The sequence below is a fragment of the Microbacterium sp. T2.11-28 genome (genome assembly GCF_950097975.1).
Classification (GTDB): domain Bacteria; phylum Actinomycetota; class Actinomycetes; order Actinomycetales; family Microbacteriaceae; genus Microbacterium.
In genome coordinates this window covers 541,031-563,259 of the sequence record NZ_CATNHF010000001.1, presented here as the reverse complement: position 1 = coordinate 563,259, position 22,229 = coordinate 541,031, and the positions used below count along the sequence as shown (strand labels likewise).

20 protein-coding genes and 1 riboswitch are annotated in these 22,229 nt (G+C 71.9%); of the genes, 10 read left to right on the top strand and 10 right to left on the bottom strand.

The window, feature by feature from the left end:
- Positions 1–17: 17 nt before the first annotated feature.
- Positions 18–401, bottom strand: coding sequence for a hypothetical protein (locus QQZ13_RS02785; RefSeq protein WP_284527595.1), 384 nt, complete (start codon positions 399–401; stop codon positions 18–20).
- An 11-nt stretch (positions 402–412) separates the two neighbouring features.
- Between QQZ13_RS02785 and QQZ13_RS02780 the strand changes: the two genes are divergently transcribed.
- The 3 genes from QQZ13_RS02780 (at position 413) to QQZ13_RS02770 (ending at position 2,178) form a co-directional block, all read left to right on the top strand.
- Entirely contained in the window at positions 413–595 is a 183-nt protein-coding gene (locus tag QQZ13_RS02780) for a hypothetical protein (protein ID WP_284527594.1), read from the top strand.
- Between the two features lie 276 nt (positions 596–871).
- Positions 872–1,420 carry an RNA polymerase sigma factor gene (locus QQZ13_RS02775; protein WP_284527593.1) on the top strand — a complete coding sequence of 183 codons (549 nt, stop codon included), beginning with the start codon at positions 872–874 and terminating at the stop codon, positions 1,418–1,420.
- Entirely contained in the window at positions 1,417–2,178 is a 762-nt protein-coding gene (locus tag QQZ13_RS02770; protein ID WP_284527592.1) for a hypothetical protein, read from the top strand. The genes QQZ13_RS02775 and QQZ13_RS02770 overlap by 4 nt, the downstream gene beginning before the upstream one ends.
- Positions 2,179–2,199: 21 nt before the next feature.
- On the opposite strand, the gene QQZ13_RS02765 is transcribed toward QQZ13_RS02770, so the two are convergent.
- On the bottom strand, positions 2,200–2,748 hold the full coding sequence (locus tag QQZ13_RS02765) for a type 1 glutamine amidotransferase domain-containing protein (protein WP_284527591.1): 549 nt from the start codon (positions 2,746–2,748) through the stop codon (positions 2,200–2,202).
- Positions 2,749–3,045: 297 nt separating this feature from the next.
- On the opposite strand from QQZ13_RS02765, the gene QQZ13_RS02760 reads away from it, so the two are divergent.
- Positions 3,046–4,383, top strand: coding sequence for a CotH kinase family protein (locus QQZ13_RS02760; RefSeq protein WP_284527590.1), 1,338 nt, complete (start codon positions 3,046–3,048; stop codon positions 4,381–4,383).
- Positions 4,384–4,416: 33 nt separating this feature from the next.
- Here the strand turns inward: QQZ13_RS02760 and QQZ13_RS02755 are convergent, their stop codons facing one another.
- Both QQZ13_RS02755 and QQZ13_RS02750 read right to left on the bottom strand, forming a co-directional pair.
- Positions 4,417–4,998: a carboxymuconolactone decarboxylase family protein gene (locus QQZ13_RS02755; RefSeq protein ID WP_284527589.1), complete on the bottom strand. Its 582-nt coding sequence runs from the start codon at positions 4,996–4,998 to the stop codon at positions 4,417–4,419.
- A 112-nt stretch (positions 4,999–5,110) separates the two neighbouring features.
- Positions 5,111–6,616 (bottom strand): MDR family MFS transporter, encoded by a 1,506-nt coding sequence (locus QQZ13_RS02750; RefSeq protein ID WP_284527588.1) that lies wholly within the window; start codon positions 6,614–6,616, stop codon positions 5,111–5,113.
- Positions 6,617–6,734: 118 nt separating this feature from the next.
- Between QQZ13_RS02750 and QQZ13_RS02745 the strand changes: the two genes are divergently transcribed.
- Positions 6,735–7,373 carry a DUF1345 domain-containing protein gene (locus QQZ13_RS02745; protein ID WP_284527587.1) on the top strand — a complete coding sequence of 213 codons (639 nt, stop codon included), beginning with the start codon at positions 6,735–6,737 and terminating at the stop codon, positions 7,371–7,373.
- Positions 7,374–7,439: 66 nt separating this feature from the next.
- The gene (locus QQZ13_RS02740) at positions 7,440–9,437 is read left to right on the top strand and encodes an ABC transporter ATP-binding protein (RefSeq protein WP_284528016.1); all 1,998 of its coding nucleotides are present in this window, start codon (positions 7,440–7,442) and stop codon (positions 9,435–9,437) included.
- 55 nt (positions 9,438–9,492) lie between these two features.
- On the opposite strand, the gene QQZ13_RS02735 is transcribed toward QQZ13_RS02740, so the two are convergent.
- Genes QQZ13_RS02735 through QQZ13_RS02710 form a run of 6 tightly spaced genes read right to left on the bottom strand, consistent with a single transcriptional unit; the run spans position 9,493 to position 16,181 of the window.
- Positions 9,493–10,467 carry a glycosyltransferase family 2 protein gene (locus tag QQZ13_RS02735; RefSeq protein WP_284527586.1) on the bottom strand — a complete coding sequence of 325 codons (975 nt, stop codon included), beginning with the start codon at positions 10,465–10,467 and terminating at the stop codon, positions 9,493–9,495.
- The gene (locus tag QQZ13_RS02730) at positions 10,464–11,621 is read right to left on the bottom strand and encodes a cysteine desulfurase family protein (RefSeq protein WP_284527585.1); all 1,158 of its coding nucleotides are present in this window, start codon (positions 11,619–11,621) and stop codon (positions 10,464–10,466) included. Before QQZ13_RS02730 ends, QQZ13_RS02735 begins: the two co-directional genes overlap by 4 nt.
- A gap of 1 nt (position 11,622) precedes the next feature.
- Positions 11,623–12,501: a carboxylating nicotinate-nucleotide diphosphorylase gene (gene nadC / locus QQZ13_RS02725; protein WP_284527584.1), complete on the bottom strand. Its 879-nt coding sequence runs from the start codon at positions 12,499–12,501 to the stop codon at positions 11,623–11,625.
- A complete protein-coding gene (nadB, locus tag QQZ13_RS02720) occupies positions 12,501–14,144 on the bottom strand; it encodes an L-aspartate oxidase (protein WP_284527583.1) in 1,644 nt (547 codons plus the stop codon). Before nadB ends, nadC begins: the two co-directional genes overlap by 1 nt.
- Positions 14,141–15,469, bottom strand: a complete 1,329-nt coding sequence (gene nadA / locus QQZ13_RS02715; protein ID WP_284527582.1) for a quinolinate synthase NadA — start codon at positions 15,467–15,469, stop codon at positions 14,141–14,143. Before nadA ends, nadB begins: the two co-directional genes overlap by 4 nt.
- A gap of 16 nt (positions 15,470–15,485) precedes the next feature.
- Positions 15,486–16,181 (bottom strand): NUDIX domain-containing protein, encoded by a 696-nt coding sequence (locus QQZ13_RS02710; RefSeq protein WP_284527581.1) that lies wholly within the window; start codon positions 16,179–16,181, stop codon positions 15,486–15,488.
- A gap of 121 nt (positions 16,182–16,302) precedes the next feature.
- Between QQZ13_RS02710 and QQZ13_RS02705 the strand changes: the two genes are divergently transcribed.
- From QQZ13_RS02705 to gcvP, 4 genes are all read left to right on the top strand, one after another.
- Positions 16,303–17,487, top strand: coding sequence for a MarP family serine protease (locus QQZ13_RS02705; RefSeq protein WP_284527580.1), 1,185 nt, complete (start codon positions 16,303–16,305; stop codon positions 17,485–17,487).
- Between the two features lie 54 nt (positions 17,488–17,541).
- Positions 17,542–17,637, top strand: a riboswitch (glycine riboswitch).
- Positions 17,638–17,805: 168 nt separating this feature from the next.
- A complete protein-coding gene (gene gcvT / locus QQZ13_RS02700; protein WP_284527579.1) occupies positions 17,806–18,945 on the top strand; it encodes a glycine cleavage system aminomethyltransferase GcvT in 1,140 nt (379 codons plus the stop codon).
- A complete protein-coding gene (gcvH, locus tag QQZ13_RS02695; protein WP_284527578.1) occupies positions 18,942–19,322 on the top strand; it encodes a glycine cleavage system protein GcvH in 381 nt (126 codons plus the stop codon). Before gcvT ends, gcvH begins: the two co-directional genes overlap by 4 nt.
- Positions 19,319–22,198, top strand: coding sequence for an aminomethyl-transferring glycine dehydrogenase (gcvP, locus tag QQZ13_RS02690; protein WP_284527577.1), 2,880 nt, complete (start codon positions 19,319–19,321; stop codon positions 22,196–22,198). The genes gcvH and gcvP overlap by 4 nt, the downstream gene beginning before the upstream one ends.
- Positions 22,199–22,229 lie beyond the last annotated feature (31 nt).

The following is a 22,229-nucleotide window of genomic DNA, read 5'->3' as shown; positions in this document are numbered from 1 at the left end:
ATCTGGACTCGCGTCAGTCAGTCGTCGAACCGGAAGCGGAGGCCCTCAAGCGCGACGGGGTCGCCGTCGACGGAGTAGATCTCGAAGTCGACTTCGTCTCGCGCGAGGTCAGGCGAGAGCCCCCACACGAGGAGTCCGGGTCCGGCGCCGTTCGTCATCGTCGCGTGGCCTTCCCCCAGATACGGCGTGGAGATGCTCCCGCGAGCAGCGTTGAGAGCAAGCGGCCGCACCGCGAAAGACGGGCAGGTACCGCATTCGCAACTTGAGCGCGCCAGAGCGTCGGGCTGGAGCGTGGCGGTGTCGCCTGACCTGTCGTTCCAGTTGTCGAGCCACGTGTTGACAAGCGACCGCTCTGCGGGGGACAGTTCGCGCCACGCCGAACGGGTCTGATCGTCGTTCATAGGACGACACTATGACCCGCCGAGACTCGCCGGTTGGACTGCTGGCTCGCCTGGCAGGCGACCGGATGCACTCCGTCGAGTTCGCTCTCAACGACGACGTGCAGTTCCGGTTCGACGGAGCTGCGGACGCGGAAGGCGCGGTGACGCTGACTTCGGTCGTCTGGCCGATCGTGGAGGTCGACGGTCGCAGCTGATCCGAGCACAGGCGCGGATACGCCGATGTGCTTCGTCGGCTCACTCCCGGCACCGTGCTGGCGGCAGCCGAGCACAGTGGCGACGAGATCTGGATCGAACTCGATTCCGGTCCTCGTCATCGATCGGAGGAGTGGAGATGGCGTCATCGAGACGGCCATGATCAGAGGGTGGGCCGATGGGGCGTGGATGGTGTTGCGCCCAGGTGAACCGCGGGCGTGAAGCCCGCCAAGCGTTCGCTGCTGTAACGATCTTCGCTCTGCCGGACAATACGGGGTATGCGGGACTCGGAGCTGTGGCGCCTCATCGTCGAGGACGGCGATGAGCGTGCGCTCGCCGAGCTGTACGAGTGCCATGTCGATCGCGTATTCCGGCACGCGGCCCGTCTGGCCGGCGACAGGCGCGACGCGGAGGATGCGACGGCGGTCGCCTTCTTCGAGATGTGGCGCAAACGGGACCGCGTCCGGCTGGTCGACGGGTCGCCGTTGCCGTGGCTGCTCGCCACCACGACGCACGCGCTTCGCAACCTGACGCGCTCCTCGGCGCGCTACCGGAAGCTGCTCGACGCCCTCCCTCGCACGGACACGCGTCGATCGGCGGCCGACGAGATCGCCGATCAGGCGGCCGTGCAGGAGATGCTGGCGCCGCTCGGAAGGATCGAGCAGCAGCTCGTCGTGCTCTCTGTGTTCGAGGGATTCACGTCGAGCGAGGCCGGGGCTGCGGTCGGCCTCAGCGCGGGCGCGGCACGTACCCGCCTCACGCGGGCGCGGGCGCGGATCCGTGCGCACCTGACGACATCGGATGCCACACGGGAGGAGACGGCATGATCGCCAAGGACATCAACCCCGCGTTTCGTGCGGGACTCCGCGACGGGTTGGTTCGGTTCGCACGGCAGCAGTCGCCGACGACGACGACGCGCCTGGCGATCGTCGGCGGTCTGAGCCTGCTGCTGATCGCGGGAGGAAGTGTCGCAGTCGCGGGGGTGATCGGGGCGCTTCCCGGAGGAGAGGACACGACGCTGGTGGGTGAGCCCGCTTCCCATGAGGGCAGCGGCGCCGGATCGCTCACGCTCGAGCCCGCCCCCGGCGACGCGAACAAGATCCGTCTGGAGCTGACCTGCGAGAGTGCGGGCACCTTCACCTTCCCGGCTGGCGCCGGGGAGATGACGTGCACCGCCGACGACGTCGGAACACCGCGAGCCCGCGCATGGATCGACCTCCCGCTCACCGAGGTCAGCGACACGCTCTCCGTGGATGCCGGTGCAGGGGAGCGGTGGCGCCTCACTGCCACCTACCTCCGCGCGGATCCGCTTCCACTCGGCGTCAACGCCAACGGCGACACCTTCGGCGTGGGCGGCGGGCCCGACGGCGAGCCGGATCTCATCGCGGTCCTGGCGACGAACGGGCGATCGGGGTACGTGTACGCCGATGCGCTCGCCGACGCAGACGGAACCACCGCCGCGGAGGGCTTCCGGAGTCCACAAGACGCGCTGGAGTGGCAGGAGCGCAATAGGGGCGTTCGCCACAGCGTGCCCGTCTACCTGGAAGACGGTGAGACTGTGATCGGCGAGTTCGTCATCGGCTGATGCGGGTGCCGACCGCTCACGTCAGGTGGTCTGACCGTCGTGCTTGCCCTCGGAGATCTCCTCGACGAGCTTCGCGTTGAAGGCGGGAAGGTCGTCGGGGGTGCGGCTCGAGACGAGGCCCTCGTCGACGACGACCTCCTCGTCTACCCAGGTCGCGCCGGCGTTGGTGAGGTCCGTGCGCAGGCTCGGGTAGCTGGTGAGCGTGCGTCCGTCGAGCACCTCGGCCTCGGCGAGGATCCACGCGGCGTGGCAGATCGCCGCGACGGGCTTGTGCTGGGCGAAGAAGTCCCGCGTGAAGCGGACGGCGGCTTCGTCGAGTCGGAGGTGGTCGGCGTTCACGACCCCGCCCGGGAGCACCAGAGCGTCGAAGTCCGACGCGTCGACGTCACCCGAGGTGGCATCGACCGGCTGCTCGTGCCCGTTCTTGCCGGTGATGGGGTCCGACGCCGGAGCGATCATGACCGGCGATCCGCCGGCCTCCGTCACCGCCTGCCAGGGAGAGGTCAGCTCACTGTCCTCGAATCCGTCGGTGGCCAGGAACGCGATCTTCTTACCGGTGAGAGTTGCCATGCCCTCACGCTAGGCGCGGCCCGCGCCGGATCCGAGGGGGTTGACAGACACGGCGCCGGCACGGGTCCCGTCCCGGCGGCACGTCGTAGGATGGCGGTATGGCCACCTCGAATCTCCCCACCCCGCAGCTGCAGCCCGTCGCCGACGAGAAGAACCTCATCGAGGTCGTCTCCGAGGGCGCCTCCTGCTGCGGCGGCGGCTGCTGCAGCTGACGCGGTCGGCACGCGCCGCCTCGTTCGTACGGCGGTCATATCGGCATGCGGGCTGACGCATAGGCGCGTCGGCTGATCTGGGGGAATGGCAGCCCCTCGTATCGCCCGCGTCAGTGTTCTCGTCGGCCTGACGGCCCTCATCCTCACCGGATGCGCCGCCGGAGATGATGGGGTGGACGCGTCGTCGGGCTCTGACGCCCCGGCCACGTCCGACGCGGCCGCACCGGAACTCTGGGATTCGACCACCGTCCACTCCGTCTCCGTGTCGTACGACGAAACCGACTACGACGACCTGATCGAGACGTATCTGTCGACGGGCGAGAAGATCTGGATCACGGCGTCGGTCACGATCGACGGCCAGACGTTCGACGACGTCGGGCTCAAGCTCAAGGGCAACTCCTCGTTGCGGGCACTCTCGACCGATGCGGACGCCACCCTCAGTTCCCAGCGCCCGGAGGATCTGCCGTGGATCATCCGGCTCGACAAGTTCGTCGACGGTCAGAACCTCGACGGCACGACCGAGCTCGTCGTGCGCGGAAACAGCTCCGAGACCTCGCTCAACGAGGCGCTGGCGCTCGACCTCCTCGAGCAGACGGGGCTGGCGTCGGAGGCGGCCATCGCGACGAGGTTCAGCGTCGACGGGTCGGCCGAGACCCTGCGTCTCGTGATCGAGAACCCGGGCGACGAGTGGGCCGAGCGGGAGCTCGGCGACGTGCTGCTCTACAAGGCGGAGGCGGGTGGTGACTACAGCTACCGCGGCCAGGAGGCGTCCGCATACGAGGACGTGTTCGACCAGGAGGCGGGCGAGGACGACTTGACGCCGCTCATCGACTTTCTGGAGTGGATCAACGAGGCCTCCGACGCGACCTTCGCGGCCGAGCTCGGCGCGCACCTCGACGTGGACGCCTTCGCGACTTATCTGGCCTTCCAGGAGCTCGTCGACAACTTCGACGACATCGACGGGCCGGGCAACAACTCGTACCTCTCCTACGATCGGACCACCGGACTGATGACCGTCGTCACCTGGGACCTCAACCTCGCGTTCGGCGCGAGTCCCGGCGGAGGAGGGATGGGTCAGGTCCCGGGCGACGGCGGTGGTGCTCGCGGCGAGCAGGGGGACCAGCTGCGCGAGCCACCGGCCGAGGGCGACGCGGACGCGCAGACGGCCGCGGACGTGGGCGGACCCGGCCGCGGCGGCGGATCCAACATCCTCGCTGAGCGCTTCCTCGCGTCCGACCGGTTCCAGGCACTGTACGCGGCGGAGCTCGAGCGCCTTCAGGCGGAGCTCGTCGATTCGGGCGACGCGGCGTCGATCCTCCAGGCGTGGACGGACACCCTGACCGCGGGTGCGTCCGACCTCGTGCCGGAAGCGACGATCGCTCAGGAGTCGAGCGCGCTCGCTACCGCGCTCGACGGACGCTGACGCTGACGCTACGCGCCCCGCGGCGCGGGCGCGTCATCCGCGCGTGGGCGACAGCAGCGCGTCGCGCAGCCGTGGACTCAGCCCCACGAGGTCGGTCTCGACCGGCACGGCGAGGGCCTGGAGGGTGCGACTGAAGTAGTTCCGCGCCGCGGCGGCGAGCGTGATGTCGACGATCTGCCGGTCGTCGAATCCGGCGTCGCGCAGCTCCTGGGCATCCGCGTCGGTCATGGCGGTCGGCTCCGTCGACACGCGTCGGGCGAAGCGCATGACCGCGCGGTCGGCGTCGCTGAGCTCGGGGTGGTCGCCCTCGTACGCCACGCCCTCCAGCTGATCCTCGTCGAGCGCACCCGTCCGCAGCGCCTTGCGTCCGTGCGCGAGCAGGCAGTGGGGCGAGCGGAGGGCGCCCGCCGCGGCCAGCGTCACGAGCTCGTACGTGCGCACCCCGATCGAGGGGACGATCGCGTGCACGAGGGTCTCGAACGCGGCCAGCGCTTCCGGGTTCACCGCCATCGCGCGGGTATGGCTGAACACGAATCCGTCGTCGTCGAGATCGCTGCGGTAGAAGTCGGCGACGACGCCGTCTGCCGTCTCGGGATCGGGCGTGCGGATGAGCATGGGGGCCTCCTGGAGAATGCGGTGATACCGGCTTACTCGCAGGAGGCCCGTCATGCCACCTCAGATACGTCGCGAAGGTCGGTGCGCGACGGGCGTCGACGACCCGTCTGTGTCAGTGACCGACGGGCGCACCCTCTGCGCCGCCCGGCGCGTCCTCGGGCTTGCGGATGAGGAGGGCGCCGATGAGCAGGGGCAGGGAGACGATCGCCGCGAGCAGGAAGGCGGCGTGCGCCCCCTGGGCCTCGGCTGCCGTCTCGACGACGCCCGACTCCTGGGCCGAGACCGAGACCGCCGACATGACGGTGATCATGACAGCGATCCCTGCCGCGCCGGCGACCTGCTGCACCGTGCCCAGCACAGCCGAGCCGTAGGCGTAGAACCGCGGCTGGAGCGACCCCAGCGAGGCCGTGAACAGCGGAGTGAACGAGAGCGCGAGACCGAGCGACAGGATCGTCTGCGCGATCACGATGAACCAGATCGGCGTGGTGGCGGTGAACGTCAGCGCGAACAGCCACAGCACCGCTACGGCGAGGATCGCGCCGGGCACCAGCAGCACCCGCGTGCCGCGGGCGTCGTAGACACGGCCGATGAACGGTCCCGCGACGCCCATGAGGAGCGACCCGGGGAGCACCGCCAGGCCCGTCTCGAGGGCGTTGTACTCGAGCGCGCGCTGCATGTACAGCGGCAGCACCGTGATCGTCCCGAAGAACGCCAGCGACAGCAGGGCCATCTGTCCGATCGCGAGGGAGAAGTTGCGGTCGCGGAACACGCGGAGGTCGAGGAGCGCGTCGTCGGCGCGCTGCAGCAGCACCTGCCGCCACAGGAACAGGCCGAGGGCGATGATCCCGACGACGAACGAGACGACCAGCGCGAGGGTCGACGAGTTCTGGGCGGCCGTCTCGGCGGCCGTGCCGCCGTGCGCCGCTGCCCCGCCGATCTGGCTGAGCCCGTAGACGATGCCGCCGAAGCCGAACGCGGACAGCACGATGGAGAGCACGTCGATCGGCGCGTGGGTGGTCTCACCGAGGTTCTGGATCCACCGGGCGCCCATCGCGAGCGCGACGAGGGCGATCGGCAGCACGATGCCGAAGATCCAGCGCCAGCTGAGGGTCTCCAGCAGCACGCCCGACAGCGTGGGACCGATGGCCGGCGCCAGGGACATCACGATGGAGACGCGGCCCATCATGCGGCCGCGCGAGTGGGCCGGGACGATCGTCATGAGCGTCGTCATCAGCAGGGGCATCATGATCGCGGTGCCCATCGCCTGCACGACGCGCGCCACGAGCAGCACGCCGAACCCCGGGGCGAGGAGGGCGATCAGCGTTCCGAGGGAGAAGAGGCTCATCGCGGTGATGAACACCTGCCGCGTCGTGAAGCGGCGCAGCAGGAAGCCGGTGATCGGGATGACGACCGCCATCGTCAGCATGAACGCGGTGGTCAGCCACTGTGCGGCCAGCGCCGTGATGCCGAGGTCGTCGATCAGGTGCGGGATCGCCACGCCCATCGTCGTCTCGTTGAGGATCGCGACGAAGGCGGCCGCCAGCAGCAGCCACACGATGCGGCTCTCGCGGGGAGCCAGCAGGGGGGCGGCGGTGCGGGTCGTCGTCGCAGACGTCATGGGTCTCCTCGGCGGATGAAGTGGTGGGAAAGCAGAAGCGCCCACGCGAAGGGGGCGCCTGACGACGGTAACCCGGGGAGCCGACACGGCATTCCCGATCCGTGGAACGATAGCGCTCATGGGAGCCCTCCACCATACCCGTGCACCGCTGCGAGAAGCGGTCGCCGTGATCGCGGGCGTCGTCGGCGCCGTGGCCGTGACGGAGGCGCTCGGGCTGGCGGCGGGGCTGCTGGCCGGATGGGCGCTCCTCGCGGCGATCGACGTGGCCTGGGTGCTGGCCGTGGTGTGGCGGATGGATGCCGCGCAGACGCGCGCCCACGCCCTGATCGAGGATCCCGGCAGACGGGTGGCGCGGGTCGTGGCGGTGCTCGGCAGCGTCGCGAGCCTCGGCGCCGTCGTCGTCGTGCTCGTCCAGACGCGCGACGCCGACGAGGTGACCGCCTTCGTGCTCGCCGGGGTCGCGGTCGTCGCGGTGGCCGCCTCGTGGGCGCTCATCCAGGTCGACTACCTCCTCCGGTACGCGCGGGAGTACTACGGGGAGCCGGAGGGCGGCATCGACTTCAATCAGGCGGAGCCGCCGGCGTACACCGACTTCGCCTACTTCTCGCTCGGGCTCGGGATGACCTACCAGGTCGCCGACACGAACGTGACGCGGGGGGAGATCCGCCGCATCGTCATCGCGCAGACGCTGCTGGCCTACCTGTTCGGCGCGGTGATCCTGGCGACGGTCATCAACCTCGTCACCTCGCTCGGCTGAGCGCCCGTCGCCGGGGCCCGGGCCGGCCCCGGTGTCCTCCGCGCTCACTAGAGTGAACGGATGAGCATGGGCGGCATGGGCGGGCCCCGCGGCTTCCGCGGCGTCGACGAGGACGCTCAGCGCAGGCTCAACGCCGACGCCCCGCAGATCCGCGACCTCCGCGGCCGCGTGGTCGCGCTCTTCCGCCCGTACACGGCGCGCATCGTCGTCACCGGGATCCTGGTGGTGGTCGGCGCGGCGGTCGGGGTCATCCCGCCCCTGATCGTCCAGCGGATCTTCGACGACGCGCTCTTTCCCGTGGACGGGTCCGGTCCCGATCTTCCGCTCCTGCTCGTGCTGGTGCTGCTGATGATCGGCCTGTTCCTGCTCTCCGCCGGCATCGGCGTGGTCCAGACCTGGCTGACCGCCACGGTCGGCAACAAGGTGACCGGCGATCTCCGCGTGCAGCTGTTCGAGCACCTGCAGTCGATGGAGCTCGGATTCTTCACGCGGACCAAGACCGGCGTCATCCAGTCGCGGCTCCAGAACGACGTGGGCGGGGTCTCGGGCGTGCTGACGAACACCGTGACGAGCATCCTCGGAAACGCCGTCACGGTGATCTCCGCGCTCGTGGCGATGATCCTCATCGACTGGCGGCTGACGATCATCGCGGTCGTGCTGATGCCGGTGCTGGTGATCGTGCAGCGCCGCGTCGGACAGGTGCGCGCCAGGATCGCGGGACAGACCCAGGAGTCGCTGTCCGAGCTCACCTCGATCACGCAGGAGACGCTCTCGGTGTCGGGCATCCTCCTCTCGAAGGCGTTCAACCGTCAGCGCTCGGAGTCGGCCCGCTACCAGGAGGAGAACCGCAATCAGGTCCAGCTCCAGGTGCGCCGAGCGATGAGCGGTCAGGGGTTCTTCGCCGTCGTCCAGGTGCTCATGGCCTCCGTTCCCGCCGTGATCTACCTGGTCGCCGGGTACCTCCTGGCGGGCGAGGCCGGGCTCATCACGGCCGGCACGGTGGTGGCCTTCACGACCGTCCAGGCGCGGCTGCTCCAGCCGCTCATGGGCCTCATGCGCGTCGCCCTCGACCTGCAGACCTCGCGCGCCCTCTTCGCGCGCATCTTCGAGTACCTCGATCTGCGTCCGGCCATCGTCGACGCGCCGGACGCGATCCCCGTCTCGGCGGCGCCCGGACCGATCGGGCGGATCGAGTTCCGCGACGTCGTCTTCCGCTATCCCGATGCCGCCGGCGACACCCGCGCGACGCTCGACGGCGTGAGCTTCGTGGCCGAGCCCGGACGTCACGTGGCATTCGTCGGACCGTCGGGCGCGGGCAAGACCACCGTGCTGTACCTCGCGCCCCGGCTGTACGAGGCCACCGAGGGAGCCGTGCTGTTCGCCGGTGCCGACGTGCGGCGGCTCACACAGGAGTCGATCGTCGACCACATCGGGATCGTGTCGCAGGAGACCTACCTGTTCCACGCGACGATCGGGGAGAACCTGCGGTACGCGAAGCCCGACGCCACCGACGCGGAACTGGAGGCCGCGTGCGCCGCGGCCAACATCCACCACGTCATCGCCGGATTCGAACGCGGCTACGACACGGTCGTGGGCGAGCGGGGGTACCGCCTGTCGGGCGGCGAGAAGCAGCGCATCGCGATCGCGCGGGTGCTGCTGAAGGATCCGCCCATCCTGCTGCTGGACGAGGCGACCTCGGCGCTCGACACGGTCTCCGAGCGCGTCGTGCAGGAAGCCCTCGACAACGTCGCCCGCGGGCGCACGACGCTGTCGATCGCGCACCGGCTGTCGACGGTGGTGGGCGCCGACGTGATCCACGTGGTCGATGCCGGGCGGATCGTCGAGTCCGGCACGCACGCCGAGCTCCTCGCCGGCGGGGGACTGTATGCGGAGCTGGCCGCCGAGCAGATGGCCGCGGCCCGCATCGAGGGCATCGATGCCGCGACGCCGCCCGCGGACCACGCCGACCGGCGCGCCGATCAGGCGCCGTCCGACACGCCGGCGCCCGTGGTGGTCGTGACCGAACCTCCGCGCGCGGAGTCGGAGTGGACGCCGCTCGGCTGACGAGGGAAGCAGGCCGCGCCCTCTCCGCCGGCCGTCTGGATGCCCGACCGAGGGCTCACCACAGGCGCGCGGCGGCCAGCAGCGGGGCGGCGGCAGGATCGAGGACGAGGCCGGCCTCCTCGGCCCGGCCGGCGAGGTCGCGGACGAACGCCCCGAGTGCGCGGCGGTAGGCGTCGTCGGGGTGGTCCTGCGCGATCCGGATCAGCGGCGGGGTGTCCATATCGAGGATCAGGCGCACCCGCGCGCGCGCCGCCGCGTCCTGCGAGGCCGCATCGAGCACCGCGAGTCCGCCGCGGAGCGCATCGAGGTAGTCCAGGAGCACGGCGACCGCGTCCTTGTGCTGGGTGATCGACGAACCGTCCGCGCGCTCCCGCCACAGCACGACGACATCGGGGACGACGTCGATCGCGCGCGCGAGGGTGTACATCCGCTGGGCGACGATCTGGTCCTCGTAGAGCTTCCCCTCCGGGAAGCGGATTCCGTGACGGCGCCAGAACTCGACCCGGCTCACCTTCGACCAGGCGACGATGTTCCCCGACACCTCCGGGTGGGCGGCCAGCGTCGTGCCCCGGCGGGCGGGGTCGGTGGCCGCGGCCACCCAGGGCTGCACGACTCCCGGGGAGTAGACGACCGTGTCGCCCGGTCCCGTCTCCGGACGCAGGCGCACGTACGCGCCGACCACCAGATCGCTGCCCGAGGCCGACAGTGTCCCCACGAGTCGCTCCAGCGCCGAGGGGGTGAGCTCGTCGTCGGCGTCGAGGAAGCCGACGAACGGCGTGTCGACGAGGTCGAGGGCGGCGTTGCGGGCGGCCCCCAGCCCTCGCGGGGCCTCGTGACGGATCACGGTGAATCGTGAGTCGCCGGCCGCGGCCGCCTCGAAGATCGTCGTCGTGGCATCGGTCGAGCCGTCGTCGACGAGGATCGCGCGCCAGTCGGGGAACGTCTGCGCGCGGAGCGAGTCGAGGGCCTGGGCGGCGTAGGCGGCGACGTCGCGGCCGGGGACGATGACGGTGACGGCGGGCAGGCTCACCCGCCCGATCGTACCGCCGCGACGGCGTCGGCGACCGCGTCGGCGACGGGCAGGAGGTCGAGGTCGCCGCCGTGGCCGAAGGTGAAGCGCACCGCGGTCTGGGCGACCTCGGGAGCGATGCCGAGGGCGAGCAGCACGTGCGAGGGCTCGTCGCTGCCCGCCGCGCACGCGGAGCCGCTCGAGGACACGATGCCGCGCCGTTCGAGCTCCAGGAGCACCGCTTCGCCGAAGACGCCCGCGAAGGTGAAGCTCGCGGTGCCCGGGAGTCGTTCCACCGGGTCGCCGGTGAGGCGTGCGGAGGGCACGAGCGACAGCACGCGGGCGATGAACGCGTCGCGTCGCGCCGCGGTGCGCGCGGCCGTGTCGACGCGCTCGGCCTCGGCGCGCTCCAGCGCGACCGCGAACCCCACGGCGCCGGCGACGTTCTCCGTCCCGCTGCGTCGCTCGCGCTCCTGTCCGCCGCCGTGCAGCAGCGGCTCCAGGGGAAGCCGGCCGCGCACGGCCAGCACGCCGACTCCGGGGGCAGCGCCGATCTTGTGGCCGGCGATCGACAGGGCGTCGGCGCCGGTGCCGGCCAGGGGCAGCCAGCCGGCGGCCTGCACGGCGTCGAGGTGCAGCGGCACCCGGGCCTCGCGGCAGACCGCTGCCAGGCCCGCCACGTCCTGCACGGTCCCCACCTCGTTGTTCGCGTAGCCGACGCTCACCAGCGCCGTCGGCGCGCCGCCCGGCCGCGTGTGCAGCGCGTCGCGGAGGTGGTCGGCATCGATCCGCCCCGTCGAGGACACCGGCAGTCGCGTCACGGCGAACCGGTGCACGCGCTCCAGGTACTCGCAGGCGGCGAGGATCGACTCGTGCTCGATCGCCGTGGTGACCAGGTGCACCGGCGTGCCCGAGCGCTGCGACGCCCCGATGGAGAGCCCCTTCAGAGCGAGGTTGTTCGCCTCGGTGCCGCCCGAGGTGAACACGACGTCGCCCGGACGCATCGCGAGCACCGAGGCGACCCGCCGCCGCGCGTCGTCGAGGGCATGCGCGGCCGCCTCGCCGACCGTGTGATGGCTCGACGGGTTCCCGAACCGGTCGCGCAGGTAGGGGAGCATCGCCTCGAGCACCTCGGGGCGCACGGGGGCGGTCGCCGCATGATCGAGGTAGAGCACGTCAGTCGCCGTCCGGCACGGTCACCCGCACGTCCAGGCCGAGGTCCAGCGCGGGCGCCGAGTGGGTGAGCGCGCCGACCGAGATGACGTCGACCCCCGTCTCGGCGATGGCGCGGACGCCCTCCAGCGAGACACCGCCCGACGCCTCGACGGTGGCGCGGCCGGCGACGCGCGCGACGCCGGTGCGCAGGTCGTCGAGGGAGAAGTTGTCGAGCATGATCGTCCCGGGTCCGGCGGCGAGCACGGGGTCGATCTGGTCCAGCCGGTCGACCTCCACCTCGAGGTGCACCGTGTGCGGCAGCCGCGCGACGGCCGCGCGCAGCGCATCCGTGATCGAGACGGATCCGTCGGGGCCGGTCGCCGTGAGGACCGCGAGATGGTTGTCCTTCGCCATCACGGCGTCCGAGAGCGAGAAGCGGTGGTTGTGCCCGCCGCCGCTGCGGACGGCGTGGCGCTCGAACGCACGGAGGCCGGGAGTGGTCTTGCGGGTGTCCGCGATGCGCGCGCCGGTGTGGGAGACCTCGTCGACGTAGCGGCGCGTCAGGGTGGCGATGCCGCTCATCCGCTGTGCGAAGTTCAGGCCGATGCGCTCCGCGGTGAGCACGCCGCGCGCGGGTCCGGCGACCGTCGCCAGGGCGTCGCCGGCGGCGAAGACGGCGCCGTCGTCGACGAGCAGCTCGACCTCGATGCGGGGATCGGTGAGGCGGAAGGCGGCCGCGAAGACCGCGCCGCCGCTGAACACCCCCGGCTCCCGCGCGACGAGATCGGCCCGCGCGGTCGCCTCTGCCGGGATGAGGTACTCGCTGGTGAGGTCGCCCCAGGGTGCGTCCTCCTCGAGGGCCGCAGCGACGATGCGATCGATGTGTGCGGGCGTCAGCATCAGGCGGGGACCTTTCGAGCGGGCTCGGGTGCACGTCGCGGCGCACTGCGGCGGCTCTGCTGCCGGGTGTCGCGATCGGCGCCGCGGGGTGCGGACGCTCGGCTCGACGGTGCGTCGGAGCGGAAGTGCGCACCGACAGACCCACGCCGCGCCAGCGCGGCCGCCACGAGATGCTGAGCGACCAGGAGGAGATTCCGGTCCTCGCACTCGGCGACGGTCCGGGGTTCCCGCTGCTGCGCGGTCCAGCCCGCCAGAACGGACGCCGCGCGGCGGAGCCCGTCGGCGTCGCGCACCAGCCCCGCGTCACGCCACAGCAGCTCCTGCAGCGCTCGCCGGTCGAACGCCGGCGCCGACGCGTCCACCTCTGCGAGGGGGGTCGCGTCGGACGTCCCGCCGCCGGCGGGCCACGCCCCGGACGCGATGTCGGCACGGAGCGCGTCGCCGGCCCGTGCGCCGAACACGACGCCCTCCAGCAGCGAGTTCGACGCCAGCCGGTTCGCGCCGTGCACGCCGGTGCGCGCGGTCTCGCCCACCGCGTAGAGACCGCGCAGGCTCGTGCGCCCGTGCAGATCGGTGTCGATGCCGCCCATCAGGTAGTGCGCCGCCGGCGTGACCGGGACCGGGACGCGCGCCCAGTCCAGACCCCGCGCGCGCATCGCGGCGTCGATCGTCGGGAACCGTCGTGCGAGGAAGGAGGCGGTCTCGGCATCGGAGTCGCGGAGACCGGTCGCGTCGAGCACGACGGGCCGCCCGCCCTGCGCCGACATGGTCTCGGCGATCGCGCGCGCCACCACGTCGCGGGGAGCCAGCTCCGCGTCGGGGTGGACGTCGAGCATGAACCGGCTGCCGTGGGCGTCACGGAGCACCGCCCCTTCGCCCCGCACCGCCTCGGACACGAGGAACGCCCCGTGACCGGCCGCCGACGGAAGCACGGTCGGATGGAACTGCACGAACTCGAGGTCGCTCACCGCGACGCCGGCCCGCAGCGCGGCGGCGATCCCGTCGCCGGTGGCGACGGCGGGGTTGGTCGTGTGGGCGTACAGCTGGCCCGCACCGCCGGTGGCCAGGACGACCGCCCGGGCGGGGAGCACCCGGCGGTCACCGTCCACGAGCACCTCGACGCCGCGGATCGCATCGTGCTCCCGCGCGAGGTCGAGGAGGAAGGCGTGCTCCAGGATCTGCAGGCGGCCGTCGCGGGACGCGCGACGGAGGGCGGCGACCAGGGCCTCCTCGATGGCCGCGCCCGTCGCGTCCCCGCCGGCGTGCAGGATCCGCGGTGCGGAGTGCGCCGCCTCGAGACCTCGCACCAGCGCGCCGTCCGCGGTCCGGTCGAACGCGAGGCCCCGCTCGATCAGCTCCGCGAGACGGGCGGGGCCCTCGGAGACGAGCACGTCCACCGCGGCGGCGTCGGCGAGTCCCGCCCCCGCCACGAGCGTGTCGCGCGCATGGTCGGCGACGCTGTCGTCGGCCGACGTCACTCCGGCGATCCCGCCCTGTGCGTAGCGCGTGTTGGAGTCGCTCAGCGCGCCCTTGGTCACCACCGTGACCCGGCACCCGTCGGCGTGGGCGTGAAGGGCAGCGGTCAGCCCCGCGATGCCCGAGCCGACCACGACGACGTCGACCGCCGGTGCGCGGCTGCTCACGGCTTCGCCGCCAGCATGCGCTCCAGCGCGACCCGCGCCGGTTCGGCGACGTCGTCGGTCACCGAGATGCGGTTGCGCACCTCGCCGGCGACGAGGCCCTCGAGCACCCAGGCGAGGTAGCCGGGGTGGATGCGATACATCGTCGAGCACGGGCAGACGACCGGGTCGAGGCAGAAGATCTCGTGCTGAGGGTGCTCGGCGGCCAGCCGCTGCACCAGGTTGATCTCGGTGCCGATCGCGAAGGTCGTCGGTTCGGTCGCGGCCTGGATGGCCTTGCGGATGAAGTCCGTCGACCCGGCCGCGTCGGCGGCGTCCACGACGTCCATGGGGCACTCCGGGTGGACGATGACGCGCACATCGGGGTGCTCGGCGCGCGCCGCCGCGATCTGGTCGACGGTGAACCGCCGGTGCACGGAGCAGAACCCGTGCCAGAGGATGACGCGCGCGTCGTCGAGCTGCGCCTCGGTGGAACCGCCCAGCGGGCGGCGGGGGTTCCACATGGGCATCTGCTCGAGGGGCACGCCCATCGCCTTGGCGGTGTTGCGGCCGAGATGCTGATCGGGGAAGAAGAGCACGCGCCGTCCACGGGCGAAGGCCCACTCCAGCACGGTGCGCGCGTTCGAGGACGTGCAGACGATCCCGTGGTGACGGCCGACGAAGCCCTTGATGGCCGCGGACGAGTTCATGTACGTCACCGGGATCACCGGCAGGAGCCCCTCGGCGTCGGGGACGTCGAGGTCGCCGTAGACGTCGGCGAGCTGCTCCCAGCACTCCTCGACCTGGTCGATGTCCGCCATGTCGGCCATGGAGCAGCCGGCCGCCAGGTTCGGCAGGATCACGGCCTGCTCGGGCCGCGACAGCAGGTCGGCGGTCTCGGCCATGAAGTGCACGCCGCAGAAGACGATCGCCTCCGCCTCGGGGTGCGCCAGGGCGGCGTTGGCGAGCTGGAAGGAGTCGCCGACGTAGTCCGCGTGGGTCACGACCTCCTCGCGCTGATAGAAGTGCCCGAGGATGACGACGCGGTCGCCGAGGGTCGCCTTGGCGGCGCGGATGCGGTCGGCGAGCTCGGACTCGGAGGCGGTGCGGTACTCCTCGGGCAGCTCGCCCTGCCGCGGGGAGCCGGTCGGGATGACATCTCCCATCGACGAGCCCGGTCCGTACCCAGGGCGCGTGTCGAACGTCCACGGTGCGGCGGCCAGGTCGGTGTTGCAGGTCTCCGCGACGATCCGGCCCGAGACGATCGCCTGGATCTCGTGGTCGACGCTGGGGTCCTTCGGGAGCGGCTGTTCGGGCCGCGGGGAGAGGGTGAGGATCGAGGCTGCCATGATCTGTCCTTCGCAGTCAGTGCTGGGGGAGTGGGCCGCGGTCGGCCAGCTCGACGTCGTGGTTGTAGCGGTAGAGCCGCGCGGGGCGGTGGCTGCCCGTGCGGAAGTCGTCGGTGGGGATGAGGGTGTCGGAGTTCTCGACCTGACGGCGGAAGTTGGCGGGATCCAGGCGACGCCCGAGGATCGCCTCGTACACCTCGCGGAGCTCGGCGAGCGTGAACTCGGCGGGGAGGAGGCCGTGGGCGATGCGGCTGTAGCCGACCTTGTTGCGCAGCCGCCAGAGGGCGTAGTCGACGATGTGGTCGTGGTCGAAGGCGAGCGAGGGCAGCGCTCCCGCGTCGAACCACGCCACGTTGTGCTGCTCCGAGCTCAGCGAGACGTCCTCGCGCACGAGGGCCCAGTACACGATGGACACGACGCGCGAGGGGGAGCGGTCCACGTCGCCGAACGCGTAGAGCTGCTCGAGGTAGCTCGGGGCCAGGGTGGTCGTCTCGGCGAGCGTCCGCGAGGCGGCCGCCTCGAGGTTCTCGTCGGTCCCGAGCCACCCGCCGGGAAGCGCCCACTGCCCTTCGTGCGGGTCGCGGGTGCGCTTGACCAGGGGCAGCACGACGCGCGCGCGATCCTCGTCCGGGTGCCGCCGCAGGCTGAAGATGACGGTCGACACCGCGACGCGGATCGTGTCGTCGGCGGGTGATGCGCTTGTTCTTGTCATGGTGACTATAACCTCGGGAACGATCTTATAGTCCCTGCGACCCGAAGGCAAACGGCGCGCGCCGGGCATTCAGCGGATGCCGAGCCCGGGGCCGGTAGCGTGGCCCGTCAGGAGGACCCCCATGCTCATCGTCGACATCGTCGCCGTGGTCGCGCTGCTCGCCGCCTTCGTGACCGGTCTCGCCCGCGGGTTCTTCGCGAGCCTCGGCACCATCGTCGGGATGGTGGCCGGGGCGTTCATCGCCCTGTGGCTCGTCCCGCTCGCGACGCCCGCCGTCTCGGCCATCGTGCCGATCGGCATGTGGCGAAGCGCCGCGCTCGCCGCTCTGGTCATCGGCATCGTGATCGTCGTCACGGCCGTGGGCGCCGGTGTCGGCGCGCTGATCCGCCGCGGCGTCGACCGCACGCCCCTGCGCGGCGTGGAGCGCTTCCTGGGCGGCGTGGTCGCCACCGTCGCGACGGGGCTCGTGCTCGTGATGGTCGCGGCCGGGGTGATGTCCTCGGGCATCCCCGTGCTCTCTCCCGCCGTCGCCTCCTCCCGCGTGCTGGACGTGCTCGACCGGCTGACCCCCGCGCCGCTGGACGACGCGCTCTCGCAGGTGCGGGGGATGGTGATGACGGACACCCTGCCGCGGCTCGGCGACGTCATCGGCACCGTCGTCGCGCCCACCGAGCCGCCCATCGCGCTCGACGACCCCGACCTGCAGGCGGCCTCCGCCTCGGTGGCCCGCATCAGCGGCACCGCCTACGCCTGCGGCGTCTCGATGACGGGGTCCGGGTTCGTGGCCGCCGACGGCATCGTCGTGACCAACGCCCATGTCGTGGCGGGGGTGTCCGCTCCCGTGGTGGAGCTGCCCGGCGGGCGCGTGCAAGAGGGGCGGCTCATCTACGTCGACCCCGTCGACGACCTCGCCCTCATCGCCGTCCCCGGCCTCGATGCGGCGCCGCTCGAGATCGCCGACCCGGCGGCGCCGGGCACGCGGGCCGCGGTCCAGGGATACCCGCTGGGCGGTCCGTTCACGAGCACGGCGGCCGCGGTGCTGTCGGTCGCCGAGGTGCCGGTCCCCGACATCTACGACCGCTCCACCACCCCCCGCGACATCTACGCGCTCGATGCCGATGTGCGGCCGGGGAACTCGGGGGGCCCGCTGCTCGACGGCGACGGCCGGGTCGTCGGCGTCGTCTTCGCACGCGGCGCCGACGGAGAGGGGCGCGGATACGCCATGACGACGACGGAGCTGCGGCCGGCCCTCGACGGCCGCGAGGCGTCGGATCCGGCCGTGGAGCCCGGACGGTGCACCGCCTGACCGGACCGCCGCGCAGGCCGCGCTATGCTGGCCGTGCAACTGAAGACAGGCCGCATGACGTGTGCGGGAGAGCTCCGGGCGGCACCGCCCGGGCACCGAAGGAGCAAGCCTCCCCGCCAATCTCTCAGGTCCGCGTACCGCTCGCGTCCCGGCCGCTCTGGAAAACGGGCTTCGACCTCGCGTCGGCGTCCGTGCCGAAGGTGAAAACCGTCGATCGTGCTCCGCGCGCCGGCCGGTGAAACTCTCAGGCCAATGACAGAGGGGGAGTTCACGGACGCCGGGTCCCCGGTGTCCGCCCGCCCGAGCCCGGGAGAACTCATGACCGACCCAGCCCTTCCGTGCGAATCAGCCCCGCCGCGCGAGACCGCCCTCGCCGATCGTCATCGCGCCCTCGGCGCGTCGTTCACCGACTTCGGCGGCTGGTCGATGCCCGTGCGCTACAGCTCCGACCTGGCGGAGCACCACGCCGTGCGCTCCGCCGCGGGGCTGTTCGACATCTCGCACATGGCGGAGTTCGCCGTCGACGGCCCGGGCGCCGGCGCCCTGCTCGATCACGCGCTGGCGGGGCGCCTGTCGACCCTGCCGGTGGGGAAGGCCAAGTACAGCCTGCTGCTGGCCGAGTCCGGCGGCATCGTCGACGACCTGATCGTCTACCGTCTCGCCGAGGACAGCTTCTTCGTCGTCGCCAACGCCGGCAACCGCGCCCCGGTCGCCGAGGCCCTCCGGGCGCGCAGCGCCGGGTTCGACGGCACGGTGACCGACGTGACCGACGAGTACGCGCTGATCGCCGTCCAGGGGCCGTCGGCCCGGACGATCCTGGAGCAGACGGCGGGGCTCGCTGCGCGCACGAGGCCGCTCGAGGATCTGCCGTACTACGCGTCGGCCGAGGGGTCGTTCCGCGGTGCTCGCGTGCTCATCGCGCGCACCGGCTACACCGGCGAGGACGGGTTCGAGCTCTACATCGAGCCGTCGCGCGCCGAGGAGCTGTGGGATGCGCTGACGGAGGCCGGAGCGCCGCACGGGCTGGTCCCCGCGGGCCTGGCCGCGCGCGACACGCTGCGGCTCGAGGCGGGGATGCCGCTCTACGGGCACGAGCTGTCGCTCGAGGTGCTCCCGGTCCAGGTCGGCCTCGGCCGTGTGGTCGCCGTCGACAAGGCGGAGTTCGTCGGCAAGGCCGCGCTCGAGTCGGTCGTCGCGACGGACGCGCCCGTGCTGGTCGGCCTCGTCTCCGACGGCCGACGCGCCGGCCGTGCCGGCTACGCCGTCGTGGACGCGGACGGCGCCACGGTCGGAACGGTGACCAGCGGCGCCCTCAGCCCCACCCTCGGGCATCCGATCGCGATGGCCCTCGTCGCTCCCACGCATGCGACCGCGGGCACCGAGCTCGCCCTCGACGTGCGCGGCACCCGCATCCCCGCAACCGTGACCGAACTGCCTTTCTACCGGAGGACGAAGTGACCGATCTGAACAGCCTCAGCTACACCGACGAGCACGAGTGGATCGCCCTGGACGGCGACGTGGCGACCGTCGGCATCACCGACTACGCGGCCGACAAGCTCGGCGACGTCGTCTACGTCGACCTCCCGGCCGTCGGCTCCGCCGTGACGGCGGGGGAGGTCTGCGGCGAGATCGAGTCCACCAAGTCGGTGGGGGAGCTCTACGCGCCGCTGACCGGTGAGGTCCTCGAGGTGAACGAGGACGTCGTGGCCGACCCGTCGCTCGTGAACGCCGACGCGTTCGCCGGGTGGCTCGTGCGCCTGCGGGTCTCGCCCGCCGACGTCGACGGTCTGCTCGACCGCGCCGCCTACGTCGCACTCACGGGCGGCGAGGCGTGACCGTTCCCTTCACCCGCCGGCACATCGGCACGGACGCCCCGGCGCAGGAGCGGATGCTGGGCATCCTGGGATTCGACAGCGTGGAGTCGCTGGTCGAGCGCGCCGTCCCCGCCTCCATCCATGCGACGCCGCTGGGCGACGCCTCCGTGATCCCGCCTGCGGCATCGGAGGCGGAGACCCTCGCGGAGCTGCGCAACCTCGCATCCCAGAACCGCGTCGCGCGCTCCTTCATCGGGCTCGGCTACTACGACACGCTGACGCCGTCGGTGATCGCCCGGAACGTGCTCGAGAACCCCTCCTGGTACACGGCGTACACGCCCTACCAGCCGGAGATCTCCCAGGGCCGGCTCGAAGCGCTCATCAACTTCCAGACGATGGTGACCGACCTCACCGGTCTCCAGACGGCCGGTGCGTCGATGCTCGACGAGTCGACCGCGGTCGTGGAGGGCATGCTCGTCGCCCGGCGCGCCTCGCGGAGCCGCTCCCAGGTGTTCCTCGTGGACGCCGACGCCCTGCCGCAGACCAAGGCGCTGATCGCGCACCGTGCCGCCGCCCTCGGCATCGAGGTGCGAGAGACCGCTTTCGACCCGTCGCCGGCCGATGGCGCCCCTGAGCCCGTCGACGCCTTCGGCGCATTCATCCAATACCCGGGCGCGACGGGACGGGTCTGGGACCCCTCCGAGGTCATCGCCGCCGTGCAGGCCCAGGGCGGGCTCGTGGTCGTCGCCGCGGACCTCCTCGCGCTCACGCTGCTGCGCTCGCCCGGGTCGCTCGGCGCGGACATCGCGGTCGGCACGACGCAGCGCTTCGGCGTGCCGATGGGCTTCGGCGGCCCCCACGCCGGCTATCTCGCGGTGCGGGCCGGACTCGAGCGTCAGCTCCCCGGGCGCCTCGTCGGCGTCTCGCAGGACGCGGTCGGCCATCCGGCGTACCGCCTCAGCCTGCAGACGCGCGAGCAGCACATCCGCCGGGAGAAGGCGACGAGCAACATCTGCACCGCGCAGGTCCTGCTCGCCGTGATGGCGTCGATGTATGCGGTGTACCACGGTCCGGACGGTCTCGCGCAGATCGCCCGCACCGTCGCCGGACACGCGGCGCTCCTGCGCGACTGGATCGTCGACGCCGGCGGCGACGTGCTCCACGAGCACTTCTTCGACACGATCGTCGTGCGCACGCCGGGCAACGCCGAGGCGATCGTCGATGCGGCGCGCGGCCGCGGGCTCCAGCTCTGGTTCCGCGACGCCGACTCGGTGGGCGTCTCGGTCGACGAGACCACCACCGTCTCCGAGCTGCATGCGCTCGCCCAGGTGTTCGGCGGGCCGGAGTCGCGCGCCTTCGCGTTCGTGTCCGGCTCGTTCGCCGACCAGGCGCCCGCCTCGCTGGTGCGCGAGGACGAGTTCCTCACGCACCCGGTGTTCCACACGCACCGCTCCGAGACGGCGATGATGCGCTACCTGAAGCAGCTCGCCGACCGCGACTACGCGCTGGACCGGGGCATGATCCCGCTCGGATCGTGCACGATGAAGCTGAACGCGGCCACCGAGATGGCGGCCGTCTCGTGGCCCGAGTTCGCCCGGGTGCATCCGTTCGCGCCCGCCGAGGACGTCGCCGGCTACCTCGTGATGATCGAGCAGCTCGAGTCGTGGCTGGCCGAGGTCACCGGCTACGACGCGGTGTCGCTGCAGCCCAACGCGGGCTCGCAGGGGGAGCTGGCGGGTCTGCTCGCGATCCGGGGCTACCACCACGCCAACGGCGACACGCACCGCGACGTCTGCCTCATCCCGTCCTCCGCCCACGGCACCAATGCGGCCTCGGCCGTCCTCGCCGGGATGAAGGTGGTCGTCGTGGCGTGCGACGAGGCCGGGAACGTCGACCTGGGCGATCTGCGGGAGAAGGTGACGGCCCACGCCGACGCGCTCGCCGCGCTCATGATCACCTACCCGTCCACGCACGGCGTCTACGAGCACGACGTCCTCGACATCACCGCGGCCGTCCACGCCGCGGGCGGACAGGTCTACGTCGACGGCGCGAACCTCAACGCCCTCCTCGGCTTCGCCCGCTTCGGCGACCTCGGCGGCGACGTGTCGCACCTCAACCTCCACAAGACGTTCGCGATCCCGCACGGCGGGGGCGGCCCGGGCGTCGGTCCGGTGGCGGCCAAGGCGCACCTCGCGCCGTACCTGCCGTCGCACCCGCTCGCCCAGCGCGCCGAGCATGCCGGCGGCTTCGTGTTCGACGGCGGTCCCGTCTCCGCGGCGCCCTACGGGTCGGCCTCGATCCTCCCGATCTCGTGGGCGTACGTCCGGATGATGGGAGCACAGGGCCTCCGCGAGGCGACGGGGGCCGCGGTGCTCGCGGCGAACTACGTCGCGCATCGCCTGAAGGACCACTACCCGGTCCTGTACGCGGGCGAGGGAGGCCTCGTCGCCCACGAGTGCATCCTCGATCTGCGTCCGCTCAAGGAGCAGACGGGGATCACCGTCGACGACGTCGCCAAGCGCCTCATCGACTACGGGTTCCATGCTCCGACGATGTCGTTCCCGGTCGCGGGCACCCTCATGGTCGAGCCGACGGAGTCCGAGGACATCGGCGAGCTCGACCGGTTCGTCGAGGCCATGGTCGCCATCCGCGCCGAGGCCGCCCGCGTCGAGGCGGGGGAGTGGCCGGCATCCGACAACCCGCTGGTGAACGCCCCGCACACCGCGGAGGCGGTCGTCGCGACCGCGTGGGATCACGCCTACACCCGCGAAGAGGCCGTCTATCCGGTGCGCAGCCTCGTGCGCACGAAGTACTGGCCGCCCGTGCGCCGCATCGACAACGCCTTCGGCGACCGCAACCTCGTCTGCGCGTGCCCTCCCGTGGAGGCCTTCGCCTGACCGTCCGACCTCGTCGTCTCGTCGTGTTTCC

Coding starts and splice junctions, on each gene's coding strand:
- QQZ13_RS02765 (WP_284527591.1), bottom strand. CDS start 2,748: ATGGCAACTCTCACCGGTAAGAAGATCGCGTTCCTGGCCACCGACGGA.
- nadC (WP_284527584.1), bottom strand. CDS start 12,501: ATGCTGACGCCCGCACACATCGATCGCATCGTCGCTGCGGCCCTCGAG.
- QQZ13_RS02785 (WP_284527595.1), bottom strand. CDS start 401: ATGAACGACGATCAGACCCGTTCGGCGTGGCGCGAACTGTCCCCCGCA.
- QQZ13_RS02780 (WP_284527594.1), top strand. CDS start 413: ATGACCCGCCGAGACTCGCCGGTTGGACTGCTGGCTCGCCTGGCAGGC.
- QQZ13_RS02750 (WP_284527588.1), bottom strand. CDS start 6,616: ATGACGTCTGCGACGACGACCCGCACCGCCGCCCCCCTGCTGGCTCCC.
- QQZ13_RS02705 (WP_284527580.1), top strand. CDS start 16,303: ATGCTCATCGTCGACATCGTCGCCGTGGTCGCGCTGCTCGCCGCCTTC.
- QQZ13_RS02760 (WP_284527590.1), top strand. CDS start 3,046: ATGGCAGCCCCTCGTATCGCCCGCGTCAGTGTTCTCGTCGGCCTGACG.
- QQZ13_RS02740 (WP_284528016.1), top strand. CDS start 7,440: ATGGGCGGCATGGGCGGGCCCCGCGGCTTCCGCGGCGTCGACGAGGAC.
- nadA (WP_284527582.1), bottom strand. CDS start 15,469: ATGGCAGCCTCGATCCTCACCCTCTCCCCGCGGCCCGAACAGCCGCTC.
- QQZ13_RS02775 (WP_284527593.1), top strand. CDS start 872: ATGCGGGACTCGGAGCTGTGGCGCCTCATCGTCGAGGACGGCGATGAG.
- QQZ13_RS02710 (WP_284527581.1), bottom strand. CDS start 16,181: ATGACAAGAACAAGCGCATCACCCGCCGACGACACGATCCGCGTCGCG.
- gcvT (WP_284527579.1), top strand. CDS start 17,806: ATGACCGACCCAGCCCTTCCGTGCGAATCAGCCCCGCCGCGCGAGACC.
- QQZ13_RS02770 (WP_284527592.1), top strand. CDS start 1,417: ATGATCGCCAAGGACATCAACCCCGCGTTTCGTGCGGGACTCCGCGAC.
- QQZ13_RS02755 (WP_284527589.1), bottom strand. CDS start 4,998: ATGCTCATCCGCACGCCCGATCCCGAGACGGCAGACGGCGTCGTCGCC.
- QQZ13_RS02745 (WP_284527587.1), top strand. CDS start 6,735: ATGGGAGCCCTCCACCATACCCGTGCACCGCTGCGAGAAGCGGTCGCC.